This window comes from Mesorhizobium sp. CNPSo 4688 (assembly GCF_057784295.1).
Genome location: NZ_JBWLUY010000032.1, coordinates 17,270 through 40,674 on the forward strand (window position 1 = coordinate 17,270; position 23,405 = coordinate 40,674).

The window sequence follows — 23,405 nt, forward strand, 5'->3', positions numbered from 1 at the left end:
GAAACCCGGCCAACATCGGTACGCTCAAAGCTGTCATTGCTGGAGTGGCGGGCAACGGCTTCAGGTCGGGACGAATCCCTTAATCACATCGCTGGTCGAATAGAGCTACCCGGGAAGCTCAGCGGCATTGGCTGCCCTCCTGGCTAAGAGCAGCATCGGCCCTTGGCCGCGCTCACCCGTGTGATCCAAAGTGAAGCCAGCGCCCAGTCCGAACCTGAAGCGCAAGGATTGACGATCTACGGCCCTCGTTTTCTTTTCCCTGGCCGCCGCGGCGGGGCTCTGAAGCGGCAGCACTCTTTACCTGAACAGCGCCCAGGCCCAATACGCACCAATCACCATTTGCACGGCGAACGCAGAGAACCTGAGACTGACCGCGATCTGGGTCGTGGAGACGAGGTGAATTATCGACTGCACTATCCGCGCGCCCAACAGTGTAGAGGCCAGTGGATCAGTGACATCTGTCTTTGAAATAATGATCGCGACTCCGAGCAGGCCTCCGAAGATTGGAAGCCCTTCTATGCAGTTGGCGTGGGCACGGGCTAACCTCTGCATAAAGGGAGAAAGAGCTGCGTTGTCTGGCGTAAAGCCGTTTGCTGCGACCTGTCCAGAAATCACCAGATACGTCCGGATCACTTCCATCACGATCAGCAGCCCCAATGCCCACGAGATGAATCCAGTCAATGCAAAAGCAGTCACCGACATGTGCCGTCCCCGTTGCTAACAGTCTCGGTCGTCGTAGCCCGATCAACTAGTCTAACGCTATGCGTTGGTGGGGGCCAATGGCGCACTAAAGGCGCATTGCTGACCGACAGCTTTTGGGCCGAAAGCGGAAGGTCCGTTTTCGGGATTCCTGGGCCAAATTGCCCCCTCACGCCTCGAGCTTTTCGCAGCGTCAAAACGGCTGTGGAGGGGTTGGCGGCTATACCGCTGACGAAGCGCCACATGTGACGCACCGAGGATAAGTAACCCCGCCTGGTCACGCGGGCGCTGCCGTCCGGTTGGTCGAAACTGGCGCTGGTACTCGCTATTCGCGACCCTGACGAGGTCCACTAAGCAATGGTGAACGTCATTTCTTGAAACGGGTCGCAAGCAACTCGGCCGCCCTGCTCCATTGAGGTCAGCCATGCCTTCGCGGAGCCGACGCAATCTCTGACTGGAGCCTGCATGCTTCTTCAGGCGCAAGCGCTGTGTTTCAGTACGGCATGAATCCTTTTCTCAGCCAAGCCAATATCTTGCTCCCATTGAGAACCCTGCGGACACGCCCGGCGGCCCAGCCAGCCTGCATGGTGGCGCCGGTGTGGCAACTGCAGACGATCTCATGCAACTGCCAATCGGAGAGTTCGAAGAAGCGTCTGGCTTCCCCGTAGGTATCCGATTGCATGCCCGATGCACGCAGCAGCGGATCGTCAAAGGCGACACTGATCGCCGATCCGACCGCGCGCGCTTCTCCGCGGACAGAGGGATGCAGATGCTCAGTTCCGGTGAGAGCCACAAGGGAGCGCGTCGGATTTCGGTCGAGCAGTTCCGCCCACCGCTCTATTCGCTGCGTCCTTGTAGCCAGCAGAGCCGGCGATAGCGGACTGATGTCCGCGACTGACTGGAGTTGATCGAGTGTCTGGTGCTTCATGACTGCCTCCTGTTGGTCGTTCCAATCCCTAGGCCTTTGCTGCAGGATTGGCACACGCGCAAAGCCGCTTCGTAAAGGAGCGGCGGCCGATCAGGTGTTGCCACCGATCGCCCACAGGCACCACGCGGCGGCATCTGCAGCGACACCAACTGCATTCCTTCGCCAATGTTCCAGCGGGATGAAAAAAACTGTGCGGCCGGCCGACCCGACGGATGCGCACGCAGGATTGAGATGGTCGCTTTTTCCCGATCCCGCCGATTGGAACATCCTGATCCGGTCGCAGTTTGGAGAGCCCCGTCGCGACAGGAGCATCATCATGAGCGTACGCCCACCAGACCCTCCGATCCGACCATGCCAACCTCGAATCGTCCTTCCCCCGTATCGGCAACGATCGAGGCGACCCCGGATTCGGGGAAGGTCACATGCGCGATCTTTTGATCGGCTTTGAACAGATCTACCACAGCGCCGCCCGGGCTTTGATGGGGCATCATTGTCGTCCGAATCAAAGGATGCGCTATGGGTCAGATCTCCATGGGAGCGCCACGAACGAGCCTTACTGTCCGAGTCGGCGGAAAGGGGCGGCCTGCCGTCATCCTGCTACACGGCTTTTTCAACTTTCGTGGCCCCGACATGGAGCGGCTCGTTGCCGGGCGCGAGCGCATCTGAGCTTGCGGCATAGATCATGGCGCGGAAGCTCTCGTTCTTTTCATATCGAGCGGCGACACGCCTGAATTGCCTGAGGTCGCAGAAGAAGTTCTCGGCGAGATGGCGCCACTCATAGCGTCGTAGGTGCCTTTCATTTCCCCGAGTCGGAGTTCCATATATCCCGGTAGAGCTTCCAGGTGCGGTCCTGGCCTTTCTTCCAGACCACCACATATTTCCCGGTCGCATCGACCAGCTTCGAATCCTTGCCGGGTGCCTTGAGAGAGAAACTCCCGGATTCGAACGCAAAATCTCCACTTTCTTGGACATCAAGCGTCGAAAGCGTGAGCCCCGATATGCCCATATCCATCGCGCCCTGCCATAGCTTCTGGATATTCTGGCGGCCGTCGACACGCGCCATATCCGGCGGGAATGCGGCCGCGTCATCCGCGTACTTCGGCGCAACTCCGGCCGCGTCCTTGCTGTTATAAGCCTTCACGAACTCGGCATTAGCGGCTTCGATGGCTTCCTTCGCAGACTGGGCCTGGGCAGAACCCATGCACAGTGACGTGAAAACGACGGCTAGCAGACAGTGCTTCAAAGTCATTTCATCCTCCCGCGTTTCGGTTTCTAGATACCATATGCCATCTGAATGGAGGCTACCCATCAGTAAAAATTCGGGACTGGTGGCACCATTCACTGATAGGATAACGCACGGCCAAAGGGGCATTGCTCATCGCGAGAGACGCGACCAGGCTTAGTGTTTGCGATACAGTGGTCGGGCAAAGCCTCCACCGCCTGGAGGTAGGCACGTGGATGTTCGGGCATGGCTGGTGAGCCTCGGCCTCGGCGAGTATGCCGACGCCTTCGGTAGCCACGACATCGATGAAAAGGTGCTTCCAAGCCTGACCGCCGACGATCTGACGGCGCTCGGGATCACGTCGATTGGGCATCGGCGTAAGTTGCTCAGCGGCATTGCGGCCCTGGCCGAAGATCAGATCCGGCCCACGACGGGTCGGCCGCCGCCTCCACCCTCGGAATCTCGCGCAGAGCGGCGGCAACTCACTGTTATGTTCGTCGACCTCGTCGGCTCGACGGCGCTGGCGACGCGTCTGGATCCCGAGGACCTGCGTGAGATCATCGGAGCGTATCACCGTTGTGTCGCCGATACGGTCGCCCACTTCGGCGGCTTTGTCGCCAAGTATATGGGCGACGGAGTTTTGGTGTATTTCGGCTACCCGCAGGCGCACGAGGACGCCGCCGAGCAGGCGGTGCGCGCTGGCCTTGCTCTCGTCAATGCCGTTAGGCGACTCCCAGAGCCCGAGCCATTGCAGGTTCGTATTGGCATCGGCACCGGACAGGTCGTCGTTGGCGATCTGATCACCGCCGGCGAAGGGCAAGAGCGCGGCGTCGTGGGAGAGACGCCGAACCTCGCCGCCCGCCTGCAAGCTCTTGCCGAACCCGACGCGGTCGTGATCGGGCCGCAAACGCGGCAGCTGGTCGGCGATCTTTTCGAATACCGAGATCTAGGCGCCGTCGAGGTGAAAGGCTTTCCGGTGCCGATCCATCCCTATCAGGTGGTTCGCGAGAGCGCTGTCGAAAGCCGGTTCGAGGCGCTGCATGGGACGACGCCCACGCCGCTGGTCGGGCGTGAGGAGGAGGTCGACCTACTACAGCGACACTGGCATCGCGCGAAAAGTGGTGAAGGTCGTGCGGTGCTGCTCTCAGGCGAGCCCGGCATCGGCAAGTCGCGCCTCACCGTCACCTTGCAGGAGCGGATCGAGAATGAGCCACACAGCCACTTGCGATATTTCTGTTCGCCGCATCATCAAGACAGCGCGCTCCATCCGACCATAGCGCAGCTAGAACGCGCCGCTGGGTTGGAGCGCGACGACCCGTCTGAGAGAAAGCTGGATAAGCTTGCGGCCCTGCTTGCCCCGGCCTCGCCGGAGGACATGGCACTGCTGGCCGAGCTGCTGTCGTTGCCGACCGAAGGCCGCTTCCCGGCTCTCCAGCTGACGCCCCAGCGTAAGAAAGCGAAAACCTTCGATGCGCTGCTCCGGCAGCTCGAAGACCTGGCGCGACAAGGTCCGGTTCTGATGCTCTTCGAGGATGTGCACTGGATCGACCCCAGCTCGCGCGAGCTGCTCGACCTGGTCATCGAGCGGGTGGCGCGCCTACCAGTGCTGCTTCTCCTTACGTTCCGTCCTGAGTTTCAACCGCCGTGGACCGGGCAGGCGCACGTCACGGTTCTTGTCCTCAATCGGCTCGACCGTCGTGAAGGCGCCGCGCTGGTAAAACGGGTCGTCGGCAACAGAGAGCTGCCGAGCGATGTTGTCGCCGAGATCATTGAACGCACGGATGGGGTGCCACTGTTCGTCGAGGAGCTGACCAAAGCGGTGTTGGAGAGCGGTAACGCCAGGACAGTGCTCTCAAGAGCTGCTGCGACGGCCTTGAACGTCCCCGCCACGCTGCATGCCTCATTGATGGCGCGGCTCGATCGCCTCGGCTCAACCGTTAAGGAGGTCGCACAGGTCGGCGCGGTTTTCGGTCGGGAGTTCTCCTACGAATTGTTGGCTGCGGTCGCACAGCGAAATGCCGCTGACCTAAATGGCGCACTGGATCAACTCGTCGGCGCCGGTCTGGTGTTCTGCCGCGGGACACGGCCCCTGGCCACTTACCTCTTCAAGCATGCGCTCGTTCAGGACGCAGCGTATGGGACGCTGCTGCGCGCCAAGCGCCAAGAGCTGCATAAGCGTGTCGCAGATGTTTTGGAGGAAAAGTGGCTCGAAATCACTGAAGCGCAACCCGAGCTCCTCGCGCACCACCTTCAAGAAGCTGGGGATTGGGCGGGCGCGCTCGACCACTGGCAAAAGGCGGGAAGGGCCGCCATGGCCAGAGCTGCCACTCGGGAAGCCGTGTCACACTTTGCCAATGCTATTGATTGCAGCACGAGACTTGGCGATATGTCCGGCGGCGCCGAACGAATGACACATCTCCACCTTGCGATGGCCAATGCCTTGATGCAGGCTGAAGGGTATCGCTCTGAGCGCCTTGGGAAGACGCTTGAGGATGCACGTCTTGGCGCCGCGAACACTGCATCGGTCGAATTGCAATGTGACGTTGCGCTTTCACTCGCTGCATTTTTTTATGCCACTGGGCGCAATCACGATTACCTGACCCTGGCCGAAGAGCAGCTCGCAAACGGTGCCGATCTCCTTCCGCCGGCCTATCTGAGTGGTCTTTGGGCAACGAAGGGAATTGCTCATTCCAACCGAGGAGAACAACCACTGGCAGCGGAGGCTTTGCGGAATGCCTTAGATCTGATTGATCGTGTTGACCCAAGTCGTCGCATTTCGTTCGCCGGTGCGGATCAACGTGTGTCTGCCCAGGCATATTTTAGCGAATCGCTGATCATATTGGGTCTCTTTGATGCCGCAGTCGAAGAGAAAGAGCGCCTGATGCGAGATTTTGACCAGCTCGATAAGCCCTTCGACATCGCGTGGCATCTTCTCGTGCAGTGCCAATTGTGCGGGCTACTCGGCCAATACAATAAATTACTCGATAACGCTACGAAGATCGTCGAGATTTGCGAACGGCATGGCTACACGGCGCGTCGAAGCAGTGGCCTCCGGTGGCGTGGCCATGCCCGCTCGCATCTAGGTGACCTGGATGCCGGTATCGATGACGTCCGGGAGAGTGTGGTTCTTTGGCGTGGGCAGGACGTCGTATTTCATACCCCTGAGAAAGTATGCGAACTTTGTGATCTTCTCCTGCAGGCCGGTCGCATCGAAGATGCATCGCAAATGCTTGATGATGTCGATACCCTCATTTGCGACACGGACGAGGCGAGCTATCTGGCAGAATGTATCCGCCTTCGTGGCCAGATCGCAGCGGATAGGGGTGACCTGACGGGTGCCGCGCACCTGTTCGACACAGCAATTGCCACTGCCCGTCGTCAGCAAGCGAGGCTTTTCGAGCTTCGCGCCACAACGCAACTGGCACCAGTTCTGGCACGGCAAGGTCGTGTCCATGAGGCCGCGACGCGTCTGCAAGCGGTGGTCCACACATTTAACACTAGGTATCCAATCGTCGACCTCATCGCGGCACAAAGGACGCTGGACGCCCTGAGCCGTTGAGGTCGCACCATCTGCGTGGGCTCCGACAACGTTGTTTGCGAGCTTGGCTCATTGCGCGCCCGAGACGCGCGTTCGTTTGGACTGGAATGTAACGGAATTGAGACGTTCACGCTTGGCCCTGCGTAGGTCCGAACATGACGCGACTGTTACCTCTAATATGGTCCCCAGCGATGTCTGCTTTCAGGCAGCGACGAAGTTGACCTCTATGACCGCCATGAGGCGCAAAGCGGCCTAGCTGCTTTTGGGCCGGAGAACGAACCCGCTGCGCGGGAGGGCGCCTGCGGTTGAGGTAGAGATCAAGAGCCGGTCGTTGCGCCCGCGTTGAGCGGGGTTCGGCTGGAGCAGAGCATGGCGGGCTTCTTCAACAAGGAGCCTGACCATGCACCATCCCGTTCTCGATGCACCCGTCAGCCCGCTGCGCCAGCGGCTGATCGACGACATGAACATGCGGCGCTTCTCACGCGAGACGCAGCGCAACTATCTCCGCGACATCGGACGCCTGGCGACATTCCTTGGGCGTTCACCGGACACCGCTACCGCCGATGACCTGCGCCGGTTCCAGATCGAGCAGCAGGAAGACGGCGTTCCCGTGCCGACGATGAACAGCATCGTGTCGGCGCTGCGCTTCTTCTTCACCAAACGCTCGACCGCCCGGACCTGGCGCGCAGGCTTGTCCGGCTGTCGCATCCGCGCAACCTGCCCGTGGTGCTCAGTCGCGACGAGGTGGCCCGGCTGCTCAACGCCACCACCTGCCTCAAGCACCAGGCCGCACTGTCGGTTGCCTATGGCGCGGGCCTGCGTGTCGCCGAGGTTTCGATGCTGAAGGTTGCCGACATCGACAGCGAGCGCATGCTGCTGCGCGTCGAGCGTGGCAAGGGCGGGCGCTATCGCAACGCCATGCTCTCGGAGGACCGGCTCACGCTTCTGCGTGAGTGGTGGTCGGACGTCAGCAGGGCGTGATGCATCGCGACGGCTGGCTGTTCCCGGGGCAGCATGCGATGAAGCCCATCAGCACCCGCCAACTCTATCGCGTGGTCGTCGAGGCAGCACAGGCCGCCGACATCGCCAAGCGGGTCGGGCCGCACACGCTGCGTCAGAGCTTCGCCACCCACCTGCTGGAGGACGGCACCGACATCCGGATCATCCAGGTCGGCGATCGAGCACTGCCGCACCGCGGCCCTTGGCGGCCACGTCGAGGCCTGCGAGGACTGCGGCCAGTGGCGCATCGCCTACAACTCCTGCCGCAACCGGCACTGCCCGAAGTGTCAGGGCGCAGCGGCGCGGACATGGTTGGCCGAGCGCCAGGCCGACCTACTGCCGGTCGGCTACTTCCACGTTGTGTTCACGCTGCCGGCCGAGGTCGCCGACATCGCCTTCCACAACAAGGCGGCGGTCTACGACCTGCTGTTCAAGGCAGCGTCGGAGACGATGCTGACCATCGCGGCAGATCGGAAGCATCTCGGCGCGCGCATCGGCATCACTGCCGTGCTCCACACCTGGGGTTCGGCGATGACGCACCATCCGCACGTGCACATGATCGTGCCGGGCGGCGGCATCGCGCCAGACGGAAGCCGCTGGATATCGTCGCGCCCGGCATTCCTGCTTCCGGTGAGGGTACTCGGCAAGCTGTTCCGCCGCCTGTTCCTCACCCGTCTGGTCGCCCTGTACGACGCCGGCCGGCTCAGCTTCTTCGGATCAATGGCGCACCTCACCGACCGGCTGGCATTCCTGCGCCACCTCGCTCCCGTCAGGAGGAAGCGCTGGGTAGTTTACGCCAAGGCACCATTCGCGGGACCTGAAGCCGTGCTCGCCTACCTGTCGCGCTACACGCACCGGGTCGCGATCTCGAACAGCCGCCTGATCGCCTTCGACAAGAACAGCGTCACCTTCCGCTACAAGGATTATCGTCGCCCTGGCGCCGAGCGGCAGCAGGTCATGACGCTCGCCACCGACGAGTTCATCCGCCGCTTCCTGCTCCATGTCCTCCCCCGTGGCTTCCATCGCATCCGACACTACGGCCTGCTTGCCGGCTCCGCTCGCAAGGCCAGCCTCGCGCTTGCGCGCAAACTCCTGAACGTCGCCGCACCGTCCGATGGCGACACCACGGAAGGACCGGACGACTTCCGCCCACCATGCCCCTGCTGCGGCGGACGCATGATCGTCATCGAGACCTTCGACCGATGGAGGCAGCCGCGCGGGCCCCCGGACAAATCGACACCGAACCCGGAGAACGCCCATGACCCGGCATGGTATCATCCAGCATTCAGCCGCAGGCTATCGGCCTCCGGCACCGGATCCACGCGTGTCCAAGGTGATCATCAACGCCGACAGAGCCGCGCCCAGCAGCGTGCCGGGCCGACAACATCGCCTGGAGGCGCAACGAAGCGGCCTGTCGGCATCCATCTCCGCCCTCCCTGGCGACATCCCAGCCATCGCCGACATCAGCCGCAGATCGAAATCTCCATAGCCGTCGCCTGTAGCCCGCGGGTTCCTTCCTCGGGGACTTTCGTACGCCTGCCGGCGCCCGAAACTCTTCGCGCAAGCGGAAGGGCGGCTTTTGGCGTCGGAAGAACGATAGCGGATGCAACTGTCAGAAGGACTGATGCCTTGGCCTGACCCCAAAGCGGTCATTCCGGCAAGCCCGCTTTGCGCATGCCTTCAACTAAATGCTGGCGGTCTTCGATGCGATACAGCGGCTCCTTGGCCACGTATCTGGCAGTGGAGAATTCTGGGATCCGGCGCAGCAAACCAGCAACGCAATCTCTCGCAAGATCGGGCTTGCCAGCCATTGCGTAGCTTGCGGCGAACCAAACCTGTTTCGAGAACGACAAAGAACTTGATCGGCGCATGTTGGCAATGGCGTCGTCATAGCGGCGCGCGTTGAAGTAGACGGCGGCAAGCTCGCCCCAGTACCAAGAAGGGTTGAAGAATGGGTCGAGGCGCTTCGCCTCCAGCATCCCCTCAATGGCTCTCTCGGTTTCGCCGCGATAGTTATAGAACATCGCCAAGTCGGTGTGATTGACCGGATGGTTTGGATTTAGCGAAATGGCCTTGGCGAAATGCTGTTCACCCACTTCGTAGGCGCCGCGATCGACCTGTGCCCAAGCCATTACTAGTTGGCAAAGATGGTCGTTTTCATCGAGCGCGACAGCTTTCTGCGCCATCTCGAACGCCTCGTCGCGCAAGTGGTTCGAATCACTCATATCGAGAAGCCACTCTCGCTCGATAGCCGACGACAATAATGCGTAGGCACGAGCGTAACTGGGGTCGAGTTCGATGGCCCTTTCGAAGTAACGCCGCGCCTCCGCCTCAATCTCCGGCGTACCTATTGGCAACGCATCGTCGCGCAGGACACATTCATAGGCAGCCAGGCTGGCAGGCGGCTTGCGCAGGACCAAGTCGGTGCGCGCGGCTGTCATTCGTCCTACAAGTGTTCCGACGATAGTGCGAACGACGCGATCCTGGACATCGAATATCTGGTCTTGCGCGCTGTCATAACGCTCTGCCCAGACGTGATTGCCGGTCGTGGCATCGATCAATTGGGCCGTTATCCGGATGCGCGTTCCCATACGGCGGACACTGCCCTCGACGAGGTACTGCACGCTGAGTTCCCGTCCCGCTCCTATCATGTCAACGGCGGCTCCGCGGAAGCGGGAGGACGAATTGCGCGACGCAACCTGCATCTGCCGGAAGCGTGAAAGCTCCGTGATCAGGTCCTCTGTAAGCCCGTCGCAGAGGTATTGCTGCTCGACGTCGCCACTCAGGTTTTGGAACGGGAGGACGGCGATCGAAGGCTTGTCTTGCTGGACTAGTCTCCCTCGTGCGACTTCCGGTTCCGTCGATGCGGCGCCGGACAGCATATGATAGGCGCGCACTGGCCTGGCGATGTTTTTCAGGGTTTGCTCGCCCAGATCGACAAACTGTTCCTTGAGCTTTTCACGTACCTGCTCGTATGCTGAACCCGACAGGCAGATTCCGTTCGGCTTCGCCAAGCCTTCCAGGCGGGCGGCGATGTTTATTCCGTCGCCCATCAGGTCTCCGTCATTCTCCTCGACGACATCGCCGACGTGGATGCCGATGCGGAATTCAACGCGCTCATCGTGAGGCAGTCCTGTATTCCATTCGAGCATGCCTTCTTGCATCTCAGCAGCGCAACGCACGGCCTCGACAACGCTGCGGAACTCCACGAGAGCGCCGTCTCCAGTACGCTTGACCACTCGTCCATGGTGTGCGGCGATCGTCGGATCGAGCAAGTCGTTCCGTAGAACCCGCAGCCGTGCAAGTGTCCGATCCTCATCCGCTTCTGCGAGGCGGCTATAGCCAACCACATCCGCAACCAGAATCGCTGCGATCTTCCGCATTTGGTTCGTCACCTCTCTTCGAACAAGAAAGATAGCATGTAACTCGATTATTGGGCGTAGATCACGTCTCAGGAATTGTGCTGCAATGGAGCGGCGAGCCAGACGAGACTTTCGCTTGACGGGCAGTGGCCAAACAAGAACGCCCCAGCCCGTCTCACCGGCTGGGGCCGTTGGCGGCACGTTCAAACCAAGCATCGCCTTTCAAGGCTGCGCTGAAACAAAGGCTTGTGCCCCCACGCGCCTTGCGCTCAAGAGGAGCGTACGGTCGTAGAACGCGGCCCGACCAAGAAATGAGAGTCTTTGACAGCAGCGGGAGTAGCTGCGTCCAAGTCCAACCGAAAGAAAAAAGACCCTCGCAATTCACCCGCCAGAACGGCGATGCCGAGCCGGCAGAGGGGGTGATAACGCGATGTCTTCCTGGTGATGGAGCAGGATCCCCTTTTCGGCCAGTCGCTTGCGCCTCTGTTCGCGGAAGGCAGTCATCCCATAGCGGGTGATGCCATAGAGCAACAGGCCAAAAATCAGGCCGAGTGGCACCGCGCCAAACAGCATGGGCTTTAAGACCGGTGACCACAATTGCGAAATTGAAAGGGTCTGCAACATCTCACTCAAATGGACTGGCCGTTCGTGACTTTGCATGTGGCCGTGCAACATGATCTTGCCGGTCTCCCAGGACGCTCCCACAACAAATGGGAGGGTCAGCGGATTGCCAAAAACAAATGTTCCTAATCCTGCCGCCACCATGTTTCCTGCGATCAGCCAGCACACGATGGCGGCAATGGCGAAATGGGACCCTAATGGAAAGAACGACGCGAAAACGCCGGCCGCCACCCCAGCCGCGACGGCATGCGGACTGGCGTTCAGCCGGAGAATGCGCTTTGAAAAATACTGAAGCGATCGCGAGAACGAGCGGCGCGGCCACATATAAGTGCGGAAGCGCTCGAAGAGACCATCAGGATTTCGGCGTCTAAAGAGCACTCTCTTGCCCCCTGCAAACGCAGTCTGAAGTCGAACCGATTGATGTCGTCCTGTGCCACTCGGTGGACGGCCCGCGCCGGTTAGTGCGCGGGCCATTTCCAACTATTGACTGATCACGATACGCTGTTTGTCACGATTCTGGGCATAGGTGCCCTTGTCATAAGCGGTCTGCGCCTCAAGCTGGTCTTTAGTGAAATTGGTGTAGAGATAGCGATTGCCGTCCTTGTCGGCCATGAACTTCAGCTTCTCGAGGCCCACGGCCACCTGTTTTTCTCCCATACCGAGAAAGCCGCCGACGTCGACAATCACGGCATCAACCTTCTTGTCTGTGCTAAGAACCACGTCACCAATCTCGCCGACCTTCGCATCATCAGCGCCATAGACGGTGGTGCCGACAAAGTCATTGGCGCTGATCTTGTCCACCGGCAGCTCGGTCAGCGACGCCTTGTCGATGGCAGCTGTTGCTGTGTTGTCGGTCGTTGCAGCTGCAGGTTCGTTGTTGGCCGACGCGGCGGCATTCGAAGCCGTCGTGTCGTAAGCCTTCAGGTCGAAGTCGGGCTGCGCGGTGAGGTCTTCCTTGCTGGTCTTGGCGACCAGCCAGCGTTCACCCTTCTTCTCGACCCATTCGGCCTTGCTGAAATCGTAAGCGACGTTCTTTTCACCAATGCCCAGGAACCCACCGACGCCGATGACAATATATTTGGCTTTGCCGTCATTGGAGATGACGATGTCTTTCACATCGCCGATCTTCGCGGCGTCGTCAGCGGCACTGTCGTAGACGTCTGCGCCGATGATTTTGGAGACAAGGGATCCATCCGCCTTTGTCGCAGGCGCCGCGGTTCTTGTCGTCGTCGCGGCGGGCTTTGTAGCATCTTCGGCTGTGGCGCCCGTGGCCCACACACCGGCTGTGAGGAGCGTGGCTATTGCTGTGGTAGCCAAAAGTTTGCGGAGCATGTTATGTTTCCTTCGTGCGTTAAAGTGTTGATGCACGCCGCGTTCGACTTAACTGATTGCAACCGTTGGCCGAACGCGGCACCGTTTGCCATTTCACAACGGGCTTGGTGAGACACAGTTCCCTTCGCCGGCCGAATGCATTCCCATTTCGTCGGTAGACGCAAACTCCCGGGATCGTGAAATTGTTAGGCTGCCATTCCATTGTTCGGCGCCTGACCAACCACGGCTTGACCATGCAGAGAAGCCATCTGGGCGCTCGACGGGGAAGATTGACGGCCCTTGGCAAAAGGCGGACAATCCTTAAGCTGCCACTAATATAACAGCAACCTCGGATCCAATTTCCTAGACGCAATATGCGAAATTGTTCGTCGTGAGGAGGGACCATGAAGTCCGACCAGGCGTTATTCGAAAAAGGCCTTGCAACATACCAAAAGGTGGTCGCGGCGAACTACATGGCTCACAGTGAGGTCTACGAAACGCTACGCCGAGTTCTGTTAGATGAGGTTTCTGACGGCTTCGTCTTTGCCGATCTGGCCTGCGGCACGGCCACTGGTTCAGCAGCCGCACTCACCGGCAGCAAGGTCACCCACTACATCGGCGTCGACATATCCCAGCAGTCGCTTGATGTTGCGAAGGCAGCGCTTGCTCCTCTCACCTGTCCGGTCCAACTGCGGTGCGAAGATTTTGTGGCGGCCATCGATCGCTGGGAAGGGCCGGTTGACGTTGTATGGATTGGTCAGTCACTGCACCATCTTCTTGCGCGGGATAAGGGCACCCTTATGCGCAAAATCCGCGACCTGCTGTCACCAGGCGGTCTTTTCATGATCTGGGAGCCAACGCTTCTTGAAGGCGAGGATCGCGAAGGTTGGCTGGCGCGATTTCATCAGGTACGACCGGAGTGGGCGGAGGTTTCTGACGAGGAGTTCGCCGCCTTTGAGAGTCACTGCCGCGCATCAGATTATGCCGAGACGGCCGCTACTTGGATTGGCATGGGCCGCGATGCGGGTTTCCGAACTGCGGACGAGTTGATGATCGTGCCGAATAGACTGGCACGCGTCTACCGGTTCCGTCACTAAATCCCGACAGCGCGCCTGTTCGGTGGGCAAACATTTAACCCTGCTTCTGTGATGGGCGCCTCATGGGCTTTGGACCGGAGGCGGCAAGCTCGTCTGGGCGGTCGACACCGCCCCGTACTTTGCGTCCGAGACCTTTCGCAGGCTGACGGCCAAAGCAACGCCACTGATGATGACCAAAAGGCCGCCAAGGACAATGGGCGGTGAGGGCCACTCTGAGAATATCAGGATGCCAAAAAGGCATGCCCAGATTACAGTAGAATATTCCAACGGACCCACAAGCGATGCCGGCGCGAATCGGCAGGCTTCGAAGAAACACAGCTGCGCCAGATCGATTTGGACGCCAAGAGCAAGCATGAGTGCACTGTCGAACAGTGTTGAAGGGATCTGCCATCTGGTGAACCGGGCGCTCAGCAGCATGAAGACGATGCCAGTGGCGAAAAGTTGAACGTCCGAACTTTCGCGCGCGCCACCTTTCCGGGTGAAGATCACAGCAGTCGCCCACAGCAGGCCAGCTCCCAAAGCGATGAGAGAAGGAACTGGACTGACATCGCCTGCAGGATTGGCAGCGATGACCGCGCCTACAAAACCGAGCAGAATGGCAATCCAGTGGAACCTACGGATGCGTTCGCCAAGCAGGATAGCGGCGAGCAGCACGCCGATCAGCGGCGACGTGGAGTAAAGAGTGGTAACGGTCGCAAGTGGCATGAGTCCGGCCGCGACGAAGAAGCCAAGCACCGATAAGAAGTGGATGACAGCGCGCAGCGCGGTTATTATTTCTTTAAGAGTAAAGAAGAATTTGCCGGCTCGGTTCTGGACGCCTATGAGCGTCATTACGTGAATATGCGCGCGGATATCTTCCAAGACACTTCCTATAGCCCCCTGCAACGGCTTCGCAACTATTTCGATGCGGTCGAGCGTCTCCACATGAGCGAAGCGCCTCTCGGGGGATGTCTTTTCGGGGTCCTGAGCCAGACCGCAGCGGCGCGCAGCCCGGAGTTCAGGGCAAGGCTTGCAGGGGTGTTCTCCCGCTGGGAGGCACAGCTGCGCGAATTGCTGGAAGAGGCCCAGGACGCGGGCGAAGTCGATCCGGACCCTGATGCTAGCGATGTCGCAGCCTTCCTTATCGATTGCTACGAGGGAACCCTTGTCCGCATGAAAGTTGATGGCGACCGAAATTCTTTCCGCAGGTTCCGGCGCCTTGCTCTTGCACCTCTCGGGTAGAAACAATCACAGTGATGAAAGTCGCCAGATATTGTCGAAATAGTTCGGCACAATCATACCGAACCACAAGTTCCCCCGGCGCGGCGCCCCCGTCGCCTGTCGCATCCCGTCAAAAGGTGCGGACTCATGTGGGCATCAGGCGGCGGCGAAGGGCGAAGCATCGACCCTGGCCATGCCTTAGGTTTTTCCCAGCATTGTGACGATGGTGTGCTAACTTCAAAAGCGGTTTGCACTGGGACTTGCCGAAGAATGCCGAGGATCAGCCTAGACCATCGGTTGGCGACACGTGCCGATATGCCGGCGCTGGGTATACTGATGAATGCAGCCATCGGCGAGCTTCAGAAGCCGTTCCTCACAGCGGAGCAGATCGCTTCGAGCCGAGCAATCATGGGGCTCGATACGCAACTCGTTGATGATGGGACATATTTCATTGTGGAGCAAAATGGCGTCTTGGCCGGGTGCGGCGGATGGAGTCGGCGCGCAACCCTCTACGGCGGCGACCGTTCACCCGGGCGCGATGCAGCGCTGCTTGACCCGAGGAAAGACGCTGCGCGTGTGCGTGCCATGTATACGCATCCCAGCTTCATCCGCCGAGGCGTGGGTCGTCTAATTCTCACGCTGTGCGAGGACGCCGCTCGCGGGGAGGGCTTCACAAGTGTCGAGCTTATGGCAACGATGGCCGGCGAACCGCTCTATCGGGCCTGCGGCTTTGAGGCGGTTGAAGAAGTCGTAGACAACAGAGGCGGAGCGGGCGTGCCGCTGTTGCGGATGAGGAAGGCATTGTGAATGATCGGTGGGCTCGCACTCACAGCCAGTAGCTGACGCTAGGCTATAAGTGGTCCGGCCTGGAAAGTTGTCTATGCCGCAAATCAGAGCCATGACTGTACAGGACGTGCCGTTGGTATCGCGGCTCATGGGCGAGTCTTGGCGCAGGACCTACTCGCCAATCATCGGCGCGGAAGCCACGGCCCGGATTTCGGATGAATATCACTCGCTACAGCGGATCACGGCGGAACTGACGGACGCCACCAAGATGTCGTTCGTGGCAGAACGGGCAGACGGCTCAATCGCTGGCTACGCGATGGCCGAGACGGATGAACCTGGCGACGTCATCCTTGGCCGGCTCCACATCGATCAAAGCGAGTATGGCACTGGGCTGGCTTCTGATATTTTGCACGCTGTCATTGCCGCCCAATCGGGAATCCGCAGCATTGCCCTCGAAGTACTTGAGGGAAACGACCGCGCGATGGCCTTTTACCGCAAGCATGGTTTTGAAGTAGTCGATCGCAGGGCAGCCTCGCACGGCGCAGAAGGCCATGCATCGTTCATCATGCGGAAACTGCTACCACGCGCCTAGCCGGAACAGGTGCGCTCGCCCACTACCCATCAGCCCGGCCCCTGGCAGCGCTGCTTCCCGAACGTGTCCATCTTCGAGTGACAGCTTCGTGTGATCAATGTCGGCGCTCACCGAAGCAGACATCGGCGGTGACTGAGAGCGGCGCGGAAAACTATTACCTTCCGTCATGAAATCTGAGATCATCTGGCAAATCCAAGGGGGGTCGGCGCCCAAAGTAGAAGCTGCGATTCGTGTGAGCGAACTCTATGCTGGAGAAACACGATACTGTCGTCGTCGGCGGCGGACAGGCGGGGTTAGCCATGAGCTACCATTTACGCCAACGTGGCCGCGAGCACATCGTGCTGGAGCGGCGGCGAATCGCCGAGCGATGGAGGACCGAACGCTGGGATTCGCTGCGCTACCTACTGCCGAACTCATATCTAAGATTGCCAGGAAAGCCTTATGCGGGATCCGACCCGGATGGGTTTGTTCATCATTCGGAAGTCTTGCGCTTCGTCGCCGACTATGCGGCAGAAATCGCGGCCCCGCTCCGCACTGGCGTTGACGTTACCAAACTCAGTCCTGATGAAAACACCGGCGAGTATGTCCTTGAAACTTCATGTGGCGAGGTCCGGGCACGGCATGTTGTCATCGCCACCGGCCCGTTCCAGCGTCCCCTAATCCCAGACTATAGCTGCGCTGTGCCGAAATCCATTTATCAGATCGACGCCATCCGCTACCGCAGTCCGGAAAGTCTTCCGCCGGGTCCCGTACTGGTAGTGGGCAGCGGCAACTCCGGCTGTCAGATTGCCGACGAACTTCTGCGCAGCGGCAGGCGGGTATTTCTGGCGATCAGCCGCCATGCCCGCGTGCCCCGGCGTTATCGCGGCAAGGATGTCATCTGGTGGTACGAAAACTTGGGCCGCTTCGATGTGGACATCGACACCTTTCCAGGCAGGAGATATCCTCCGCCCATCGTCATAACGGGTGTGGATGGGGGATACGACCTCGACCCACGTAGCCTCGGCCTTGCGGGTGCGACGCTTGTCGGACGCGTGTTGGGTATAAGCGATGGCATGCTGATGCTCGCTGGCGACGCCGGCGAGTTGCTGGCCGCAGCCGACAAGAGCCATGCTGGTTTCATCGAGGTGGCGGATGCGCTGGCGGCCACAATGACTTCCGAACTCCATCAAAAGGAGACATCGGCGCCACTGGCGCCTGCCCGTGTCGATGGCATCCGCAGACTGAACCTGCGCCAAGAAAACATCGGTAACGTCATTTGGGCAACTGGGTATGGCTATAGCTTCGACTGGTTGAAGCTGCCGGTGACCGATGCCAATGGCGTTCCAATCCAACAGCGCGGCATAACCGCCTGCCCCGGAGTCTATTTCCTCGGACTGCACTGGATGCACACGTGGCGGTCAGCCATTCTTCCCTTCGTCGGCCAGGACGCGGCCTATCTCGCCGATCACATTGACCGCTTATGTTTGACGTGAATGCCTCCACGCGTGCATCCTGCTCGACGGCTTACCAGGAAGGTCGATGTTCGAGATTCCAAATAATAAGGTGGCGATCATCACCGGATCGACAAGGGGCATCGGCTTGGCGATAGCCCAAGCTTTTGGGCAAGCCGGAGCCAAAATTGTCATCTCAAGCCGCAAGAAGGAGAATTGTGAGGCAGGTCTCAGACACCTCAAGATGCAAGGGATCGAAGCGATTTCCCAACCTTGTAACATGAGCAAAAGAGATCAGGTCGAACAACTGGTCAATAAAGCCATTAGTCAGTACGGCCGTCTGGACATTGTCGTCGGCTGCGCGGCTTCCAACCCCTTCTTCGGATCTCTCACCGACATTGAAGACTCTGCTTTTGAAAAGATCTTTGCCACCAACCTGCAGGGCAATCTCTGGCTGTGCAAGGCGGCGCTTCCTCATATCGCAAACGCTGGAGGCGGATCGGTGATAATGATTTCGAGCATTGCCGCCCTGCGCGGTACCGAGGGCATCGGTGCCTATGGGGTTTCGAAGGCTGCGCTGATCCAACTGACGCGCAACTTGGCGGTTGAGTGGGGTCCGAAAGGTATTCGCGTCAATTCCATAGCGCCCGGCCTCATCAAGACGGAATTCGCGCGGGAACTGTGGGAAGATCCGGAACGGCTGGAGAAAATCGAAAATCGCACGCCACTTCGTCGGATAGGAACGCCAGAAGACATTGCCGGGGTTGCTCTGTTTCTGGCGTCCGATGCCAGCGCCTATGTAACGGGGCAGGTCATCATCGCGGACGGAGGCGAACTGATTTCCTGAATCCTCCGCCAACCTGTCACGTGGAACAGAGACGAGCACGGGTCGATCCTCATGAGTTTCGCAGCCCACCCCATTGACACCAACCTCAGCGCTTCAGCCGAACGATATCCCACAAAGCCCGCCGTCTTCATCGACGATCGTGTCGTTACCTATGAAGAACTCGATCAATTGGCAAATGCGGTGGCCGCGTTCCTGCAATCCACATTGTCGCTGGCGCGCGGCGAGTTAGTGCTGCTTATCCTCGAGAACGAGCTGGAATTCATCGTTTCCTATTATGCTGTGCTGCGAGCCGGCGGCGTCGTCGTTCCCATAAATCCGAGAAAGACGGCGCGCGAAGTGCAGCAGATCCTGGCTGATGCGAGGCCAGGACTCGCGGTCACATACGGCGCTCAGGCGTCACTCTTGGTGGCGGGGCCGATTGAATGCCTGCGCGGTGGATTGATTGTTGGGGCCCCAGAAACCAACCGATTAAATGTCGGCCCCGCCGGACAGCAGTGGGAATCCTTCGAGCGGGCCACAGATTGCGGAGAGATGCCTGCAAAGCGAGGGGTGCAAAGTCATGACCTTGCGCTGATCGTCTATACCTCGGGCACCACAGGCGATCCGAAAGGGTGCGCACACCTGCATGGCGGGATCCAGCGCGCTATCGCAAGCACACGCAAGGCCAGCGCTATCACGTCGGATGATGTCGCTCTGGTAAGCCTTCCGCTTTACCACGTCACCGGCATGCAAAGCTCTATGAACGTGCCGATCGCAGCGGGCGCGGCGCTTGTCCTTGCAGGGCGGTGGGATCCGGAGATCGCCGCAAAGTTGATCGAGCGTCACAAGGTCACGTGTTGGCGCAACATCGCGACCATGATGAAAGATTTTGTCGAAGCGACAAGTATCGCAAGATTCGACCTATCGAGTCTGAAGTTCCTGGGTGGCGGTGGCGCTGCCATGCCAGTTTCCCTGCACGAGCGGGTCTATGCTGTCACCGGCCTGCACTATATCGAGGGGTTCGGCATGACTGAAACCATGGCGGCGACGCACATGAATCCGCGCGCTGCGCCGAAGCCGGGATCGATCGGCCTCCCGCTCGAGGGCGTTGAAGCGAGTATCGTCTCACTTGACACAGGAGAACCTTGCAAGACCGGCGTCGACGGAGAGCTTGCTATCGCCTCGCCGCAACTGTTCAGCGGATATTTCGGCCGGCCATCGGAAACGGAGGCCACCTATATGCATCGCAATGGGAAGAAGCTCTTTATGACAGGCGACATAGGCCATGTGGATGCCGACGGCTTCTTCTTCATCACCGATCGCCGCAAACGGATGATCAACATCTCCGGGTTCAAAGTCTGGCCTGCCGAGATCGAGAAGGTGCTGATGTCGCATGCCGATGTCGCCGACGCGGGCGTGATTGGCATCGAGGACGAACGGCGCGGACAGTCGGTCAAGGCTCTGGTCGTGCTGAAGCCGGGCAGACCTGAGGAGGATGCTTCTGCAAAATTGACCGCATGGTGCAAGGAGAACTTATCGTCGTACAAGATTCCACGAATTTTCGAGTATAGAAAATCTCTGCCCCGTACATCGACAGGAAAGCTCGATTGGAAAGCCTTGCGTTAATTGTTTCCCTTCGAGTTAACCGGGCGATAGAACACGGTTCTGGATGTCGATCTTGAGGATGCCTTGAACTTGCCGAAGCAACCGCGGAGGTTGAAGGTCCGCTAGTAGTTCCCTCACCACAAGCTGACCTACTGCTTCCGGGCAAAGGCTGCCGGACCGGCGTTGGCACCAGCGAACGCAGGGGATGCGCTAATTGCAGACCTTCGTCGTATGATTTGATGTATACTGAGCGAACGGTGTCATCAGATCTATGGGATTGGCGGTATGATCGAAGGTGGCTGTCTTTGTGGGGCGATCCGATACCGATCAATGAAGGCCCCTACTGCAGGAGCCTTCTGCCATTGTCGGATTTGTCAAAAGGCCTATGGCGGTCCGCATATGGCCGGTCTTCGTTTTGACGACGGCGTAGAATTCACACAGGGAACGCCCACCTATTTTCGATCAAGTGAAGTGGCACAACGCGGATTTTGTACTGGATGTGGTTCCCCGCTCGTGTTCGTCTACGACAAAGCTCCTGACATGTGGATAATGATTGGCTCCCTCGACCATCCCGAGGATTGGCCGATGACCGCAGAAGCCTTGTGGGGACAGGTCGTTCACACTCAGACTAACTACAAAATCGAATGGGAGGTTTTGAATGACGGACTTCCACAGGTAAAGAGCCCGTTTCGCGACGCTGCTGAAGCTTTATTGTGTCGTTAGATTCAAAGGCAGGAATCGCCACTCTTTGCTCTCTTTCTCGGCGAATACTGATCTCCAACAACTTTCGCTTGGCAGGTAGGAGCCGACGCTAGCCGGCGATTGATGACCAATCGCCGGCTGTTATTGCGTTAGTTGGCGCTTGCTACAGGCGCGACTAGTGGCGTGATGCGGCGGATGCCAACCCGCCGATTTTCACGAGCGGCTTCTTCGGTCTTCACCTTCAGATACTGCTCGCCGTAACCCTGCGTTACCAAGTTTTCCGGTGGAATTGCAAAGCTGTTGGTAAGGGCGGACGCGACGGATTCGGCGCGCCTGTCCGATAGCGCGAGATTGGCTTCGTCCGAGCCGACAGCGTCGGTGTGACCTTCGATCAGAAAGGTTTCAGCCGGATTCTCGCCCAATAGTTTCTCCATGGCCTCGGCCAGACCCTTCAGCTTTCCCAATTCGCCTTCAGCTATATCAGCTGACCCGGTCTCGAAAGTCAGCGTATCGAGGTCCACGCGGCGGACAATGTCACGAAGACGGGCCGAGCGCTTCACTTCGTCAACGGAGTAGAGTCGTTGGATGCGCTCGACCGGAGGCTGGTCCAGAAACGTGTAGTATCGCTGCGGGTCGTCTTCGTCGGCCGCATCTAGGACATACTCATTCACCGGAATCGTGAGCCGGATTGGGGGCAGATCGAGGCCAGGATCCCGCCAGTTGTTGTCGCGGTAGTATTCATCGTCAACATAGACCATCACGAACTCGCGGCCATCCGCGGTGATGCGGGAGCGCCGGATCACGTTGCCATATCGATCCCGCACAGTGACAATTTGGTTGCCGTTCTCGCGCACGATCGTCTCGCGGGTGCGGCCACGGGGAAGGTCTTCATAGTAGACCTCCTTGGCGCCGCGAGTCATGCGCGGCCGGTCGTTACTTTCAACAGTGATATGGTCGCCGAACTGGATAATAATCCGGTCGCCGATCTCACGGACCACGTCGGTTCCCTCCGGACGCTCGCGCTTTCGCCCCTCCTCCTCGGGCGAGCGGTCTCGCCGCGAGCCTTCTTCTGACTTGACGGACTCAATCTTCTTAGGCTGGGCAGCCTCGGTCGCTGCTGCGTCCGACGTCGGAGGGGGACCTGCATCTGAGGGTGCCGGTTGGTCCGTCTGCTCTCCCGTCGTTGCTGGTGCTGGTCCATTGCTCGGAGCAGATTCCTTCTGACTATCCAAAACAGGGGCTGCATCGGGGTTCGCAGGTGCGGCGCTCGCGTCGGCGGGTGCTTGACCCGCCTTTGCGGGCTGCTCAGTTGCAGCCGGAGCTCCCGTTGCCGGAGCCTCGGTTTGCGGTGCAGTTGGCTCCTTCGCGGGCGGAGGCGTGGTAGCAGGCTGCTCGGTTGCAGCAGGCGCTTCCGGTTGAGCTTGAGGCTGCGGAACCGGCTCGGTCGCAGCCGGAGGCGTAGTAGCAGGCTGCTCGGTCGTAGATGCTTTGGGTTGTTCTGGGGGCTGAGGAGCCGGCTGGGCTGGGGCCTGTTCTGACGGACTGAGGGTAGGCTCTGCCGCTGGTGCAGCTTCGGCAGGGGCTTGCTGCGCAGGCGCGGGTGCAGCCTCAGGCGCTAATGCGGGTGCCGGAGTGGATTCTGCCGGTGGTGCCGGCTGCTCGGAAGCTGGCGCCTCGTTGGCTTGGCGAGCGGCACAGGCCTCGGCGCTTTCACCCTCCTGGCAAACAGACTGCGCTAGGATAAGCGGTGTCGCCTGCCTGGAAAGGTCGGCGCTCTTTTGCAACGGGTAGGCGCCTATCGGCGAGGACGCCATCAGCAAGCCAAGCGCGGTCCCCGAGATTATCTGTCGTTTGTAGTTCATGGTTTTTGGAATTCCTTGAGACGTGTCCCGTCGCCATTAGAACACTTCTCGATCCCAATCGTTCCAAGAGGCAGAGTCTGTGCTTCAGCTGGTATGAATCCGTGGGGCTAGCGATTTTGGTCATTTCACGTTTGCGCATTCCCGAAACGATGATCCGCCCGGGCGGTGGGTTTTGGCTGAGGGAGACGCCGGAAAGCGTTCGAAGGGTCGAGCTACCGGCGGAACGCATGTTCTCCTGGAGAAGGTTGGATGTCGGTTTCTCTCCCTCTACCAGTCCTCACAAACGGCCCGCGACAACAGTTGGCAACCGAGGTTATTCTTGCAAGCTGGCAGCCGCGCGCCCGGTGATTGTCAACCAGTCGTGAACTCCACCGATCTAGACAACAAATCCGGCGTCAGGGCAATTCGACACCCTCTCGCCGCGCGGAAAATGCCTCACGCAGCAACCTCTCCTCACGGATTTAGTCTAGAAGGGATGAAGTTCACCTTTTTCCGCCGGCCATCCTTATGGAAACAGGTAGTCGCCGCAGGTCAAGCATCGCCGCGGCACCGATCAACGGTCCAGGAACCAAAAGCAGGAATGCCCAACGCCAGCCGCCAAGCAAGGCCGCCACGTGAGGGA

General features: G+C 59.5%; 17 protein-coding genes and 3 pseudogenes. 11 read left to right on the forward strand and 9 right to left on the reverse strand.

Annotation, left to right across the window (positions count from 1 at the left end; all coding sequences use genetic code 11):
* Positions 1 to 297: 297 nt before the first annotated feature.
* The 4 genes and pseudogenes from AC04SH_RS32215 to AC04SH_RS32230 form a co-directional block, all read right to left on the reverse strand.
* Positions 298 to 702, reverse strand: coding sequence for an MAPEG family protein (locus AC04SH_RS32215; RefSeq protein WP_477345509.1), 405 nt, complete (start codon positions 700 to 702; stop codon positions 298 to 300).
* A 490-nt stretch (positions 703 to 1,192) separates the two neighbouring features.
* Positions 1,193 to 1,627 carry a hypothetical protein gene (locus AC04SH_RS32220; RefSeq protein WP_477345564.1) on the reverse strand — a complete coding sequence of 145 codons (435 nt, stop codon included), beginning with the start codon at positions 1,625 to 1,627 and terminating at the stop codon, positions 1,193 to 1,195.
* 597 nt (positions 1,628 to 2,224) lie between these two features.
* A pseudogene (locus AC04SH_RS32225) lies at positions 2,225 to 2,407 on the reverse strand (hypothetical protein); the annotation flags it as partial.
* Between the two features lie 16 nt (positions 2,408 to 2,423).
* A complete protein-coding gene (locus AC04SH_RS32230) occupies positions 2,424 to 2,876 on the reverse strand; it encodes a YybH family protein (RefSeq protein ID WP_488577809.1) in 453 nt (150 codons plus the stop codon).
* A 205-nt stretch (positions 2,877 to 3,081) separates the two neighbouring features.
* On the opposite strand from AC04SH_RS32230, the gene AC04SH_RS32235 reads away from it, so the two are divergent.
* The 3 genes and pseudogenes from AC04SH_RS32235 to AC04SH_RS32245 all read left to right on the forward strand — a co-directional run.
* A complete protein-coding gene (locus AC04SH_RS32235) occupies positions 3,082 to 6,408 on the forward strand; it encodes an AAA family ATPase (protein ID WP_488577810.1) in 3,327 nt (1,108 codons plus the stop codon).
* Between the two features lie 379 nt (positions 6,409 to 6,787).
* A pseudogene (locus tag AC04SH_RS32240) lies at positions 6,788 to 7,559 on the forward strand (tyrosine-type recombinase/integrase); the annotation flags it as partial.
* Positions 7,558 to 8,613, forward strand: a pseudogene (locus AC04SH_RS32245) (IS91 family transposase); the annotation flags it as partial. The pseudogenes AC04SH_RS32240 and AC04SH_RS32245, both read left to right, overlap by 2 nt.
* Positions 8,614 to 9,035: 422 nt before the next feature.
* Here the strand turns inward: AC04SH_RS32245 and AC04SH_RS32250 are convergent.
* From AC04SH_RS32250 to AC04SH_RS32260, 3 genes are all read right to left on the reverse strand, one after another.
* Positions 9,036 to 10,769 carry an adenylate/guanylate cyclase domain-containing protein gene (locus AC04SH_RS32250; protein ID WP_488577811.1) on the reverse strand — a complete coding sequence of 578 codons (1,734 nt, stop codon included), beginning with the start codon at positions 10,767 to 10,769 and terminating at the stop codon, positions 9,036 to 9,038.
* Positions 10,770 to 11,129: 360 nt separating this feature from the next.
* Complete coding sequence (locus AC04SH_RS32255) at positions 11,130 to 11,747, reverse strand: DUF2062 domain-containing protein (RefSeq protein ID WP_477345789.1); 618 nt, start codon at positions 11,745 to 11,747, stop codon at positions 11,130 to 11,132.
* 102 nt (positions 11,748 to 11,849) lie between these two features.
* The gene (locus tag AC04SH_RS32260; protein ID WP_488577812.1) at positions 11,850 to 12,701 is read right to left on the reverse strand and encodes a PRC-barrel domain-containing protein; all 852 of its coding nucleotides are present in this window, start codon (positions 12,699 to 12,701) and stop codon (positions 11,850 to 11,852) included.
* A gap of 383 nt (positions 12,702 to 13,084) precedes the next feature.
* On the opposite strand from AC04SH_RS32260, the gene AC04SH_RS32265 reads away from it, so the two are divergent.
* Complete coding sequence (locus AC04SH_RS32265) at positions 13,085 to 13,777, forward strand: class I SAM-dependent methyltransferase (RefSeq protein WP_488577813.1); 693 nt, start codon at positions 13,085 to 13,087, stop codon at positions 13,775 to 13,777.
* Between the two features lie 60 nt (positions 13,778 to 13,837).
* Here the strand turns inward: AC04SH_RS32265 and AC04SH_RS32270 are convergent, their stop codons facing one another.
* The gene (locus AC04SH_RS32270) at positions 13,838 to 14,608 is read right to left on the reverse strand and encodes a DMT family transporter (protein WP_488577814.1); all 771 of its coding nucleotides are present in this window, start codon (positions 14,606 to 14,608) and stop codon (positions 13,838 to 13,840) included.
* Between AC04SH_RS32270 and AC04SH_RS32275 the strand changes: the two genes are divergently transcribed.
* The 7 genes from AC04SH_RS32275 (at position 14,522) to AC04SH_RS32305 (ending at position 20,942) form a co-directional block, all read left to right on the forward strand.
* A complete protein-coding gene (locus tag AC04SH_RS32275) occupies positions 14,522 to 14,998 on the forward strand; it encodes a TetR family transcriptional regulator C-terminal domain-containing protein (RefSeq protein ID WP_488577815.1) in 477 nt (158 codons plus the stop codon). The two genes, AC04SH_RS32270 and AC04SH_RS32275, sit on opposite strands and share 87 nt — an antisense overlap.
* Before the next feature lie 315 nt (positions 14,999 to 15,313).
* Positions 15,314 to 15,784 carry a GNAT family N-acetyltransferase gene (locus tag AC04SH_RS32280; protein ID WP_488577816.1) on the forward strand — a complete coding sequence of 157 codons (471 nt, stop codon included), beginning with the start codon at positions 15,314 to 15,316 and terminating at the stop codon, positions 15,782 to 15,784.
* Between the two features lie 73 nt (positions 15,785 to 15,857).
* Positions 15,858 to 16,355, forward strand: coding sequence for a GNAT family N-acetyltransferase (locus AC04SH_RS32285; RefSeq protein ID WP_488577817.1), 498 nt, complete (start codon positions 15,858 to 15,860; stop codon positions 16,353 to 16,355).
* A gap of 245 nt (positions 16,356 to 16,600) precedes the next feature.
* Positions 16,601 to 17,830 (forward strand): flavin-containing monooxygenase, encoded by a 1,230-nt coding sequence (locus AC04SH_RS32290; protein WP_488577818.1) that lies wholly within the window; start codon positions 16,601 to 16,603, stop codon positions 17,828 to 17,830.
* Between the two features lie 46 nt (positions 17,831 to 17,876).
* On the forward strand, positions 17,877 to 18,635 hold the full coding sequence (locus AC04SH_RS32295; protein WP_488577819.1) for an SDR family NAD(P)-dependent oxidoreductase: 759 nt from the start codon (positions 17,877 to 17,879) through the stop codon (positions 18,633 to 18,635).
* A gap of 51 nt (positions 18,636 to 18,686) precedes the next feature.
* Positions 18,687 to 20,240, forward strand: coding sequence for an AMP-binding protein (locus AC04SH_RS32300; RefSeq protein ID WP_488577820.1), 1,554 nt, complete (start codon positions 18,687 to 18,689; stop codon positions 20,238 to 20,240).
* A 264-nt stretch (positions 20,241 to 20,504) separates the two neighbouring features.
* On the forward strand, positions 20,505 to 20,942 hold the full coding sequence (locus AC04SH_RS32305; RefSeq protein WP_477353164.1) for a GFA family protein: 438 nt from the start codon (positions 20,505 to 20,507) through the stop codon (positions 20,940 to 20,942).
* Between the two features lie 128 nt (positions 20,943 to 21,070).
* Here AC04SH_RS32305 and AC04SH_RS32310 read toward each other — a convergent pair whose 3' ends face one another.
* Positions 21,071 to 21,919: an OmpA family protein gene (locus tag AC04SH_RS32310; RefSeq protein ID WP_488577821.1), complete on the reverse strand. Its 849-nt coding sequence runs from the start codon at positions 21,917 to 21,919 to the stop codon at positions 21,071 to 21,073.
* Positions 21,920 to 23,405: the final 1,486 nt, after the last annotated feature.

Coding starts and splice junctions, on each gene's coding strand:
- AC04SH_RS32285 (WP_488577817.1), top strand. CDS start 15,858: ATGCCGCAAATCAGAGCCATGACTGTACAGGACGTGCCGTTGGTATCG.
- AC04SH_RS32305 (WP_477353164.1), top strand. CDS start 20,505: ATGATCGAAGGTGGCTGTCTTTGTGGGGCGATCCGATACCGATCAATG.
- AC04SH_RS32265 (WP_488577813.1), top strand. CDS start 13,085: ATGAAGTCCGACCAGGCGTTATTCGAAAAAGGCCTTGCAACATACCAA.
- AC04SH_RS32230 (WP_488577809.1), bottom strand. CDS start 2,876: ATGACTTTGAAGCACTGTCTGCTAGCCGTCGTTTTCACGTCACTGTGC.
- AC04SH_RS32250 (WP_488577811.1), bottom strand. CDS start 10,769: ATGCGGAAGATCGCAGCGATTCTGGTTGCGGATGTGGTTGGCTATAGC.
- AC04SH_RS32300 (WP_488577820.1), top strand. CDS start 18,687: ATGAGTTTCGCAGCCCACCCCATTGACACCAACCTCAGCGCTTCAGCC.
- AC04SH_RS32290 (WP_488577818.1), top strand. CDS start 16,601: ATGCTGGAGAAACACGATACTGTCGTCGTCGGCGGCGGACAGGCGGGG.
- AC04SH_RS32270 (WP_488577814.1), bottom strand. CDS start 14,608: ATGACGCTCATAGGCGTCCAGAACCGAGCCGGCAAATTCTTCTTTACT.
- AC04SH_RS32280 (WP_488577816.1), top strand. CDS start 15,314: ATGAATGCAGCCATCGGCGAGCTTCAGAAGCCGTTCCTCACAGCGGAG.
- AC04SH_RS32260 (WP_488577812.1), bottom strand. CDS start 12,701: ATGCTCCGCAAACTTTTGGCTACCACAGCAATAGCCACGCTCCTCACA.
- AC04SH_RS32295 (WP_488577819.1), top strand. CDS start 17,877: ATGTTCGAGATTCCAAATAATAAGGTGGCGATCATCACCGGATCGACA.
- AC04SH_RS32220 (WP_477345564.1), bottom strand. CDS start 1,627: ATGAAGCACCAGACACTCGATCAACTCCAGTCAGTCGCGGACATCAGT.
- AC04SH_RS32215 (WP_477345509.1), bottom strand. CDS start 702: ATGTCGGTGACTGCTTTTGCATTGACTGGATTCATCTCGTGGGCATTG.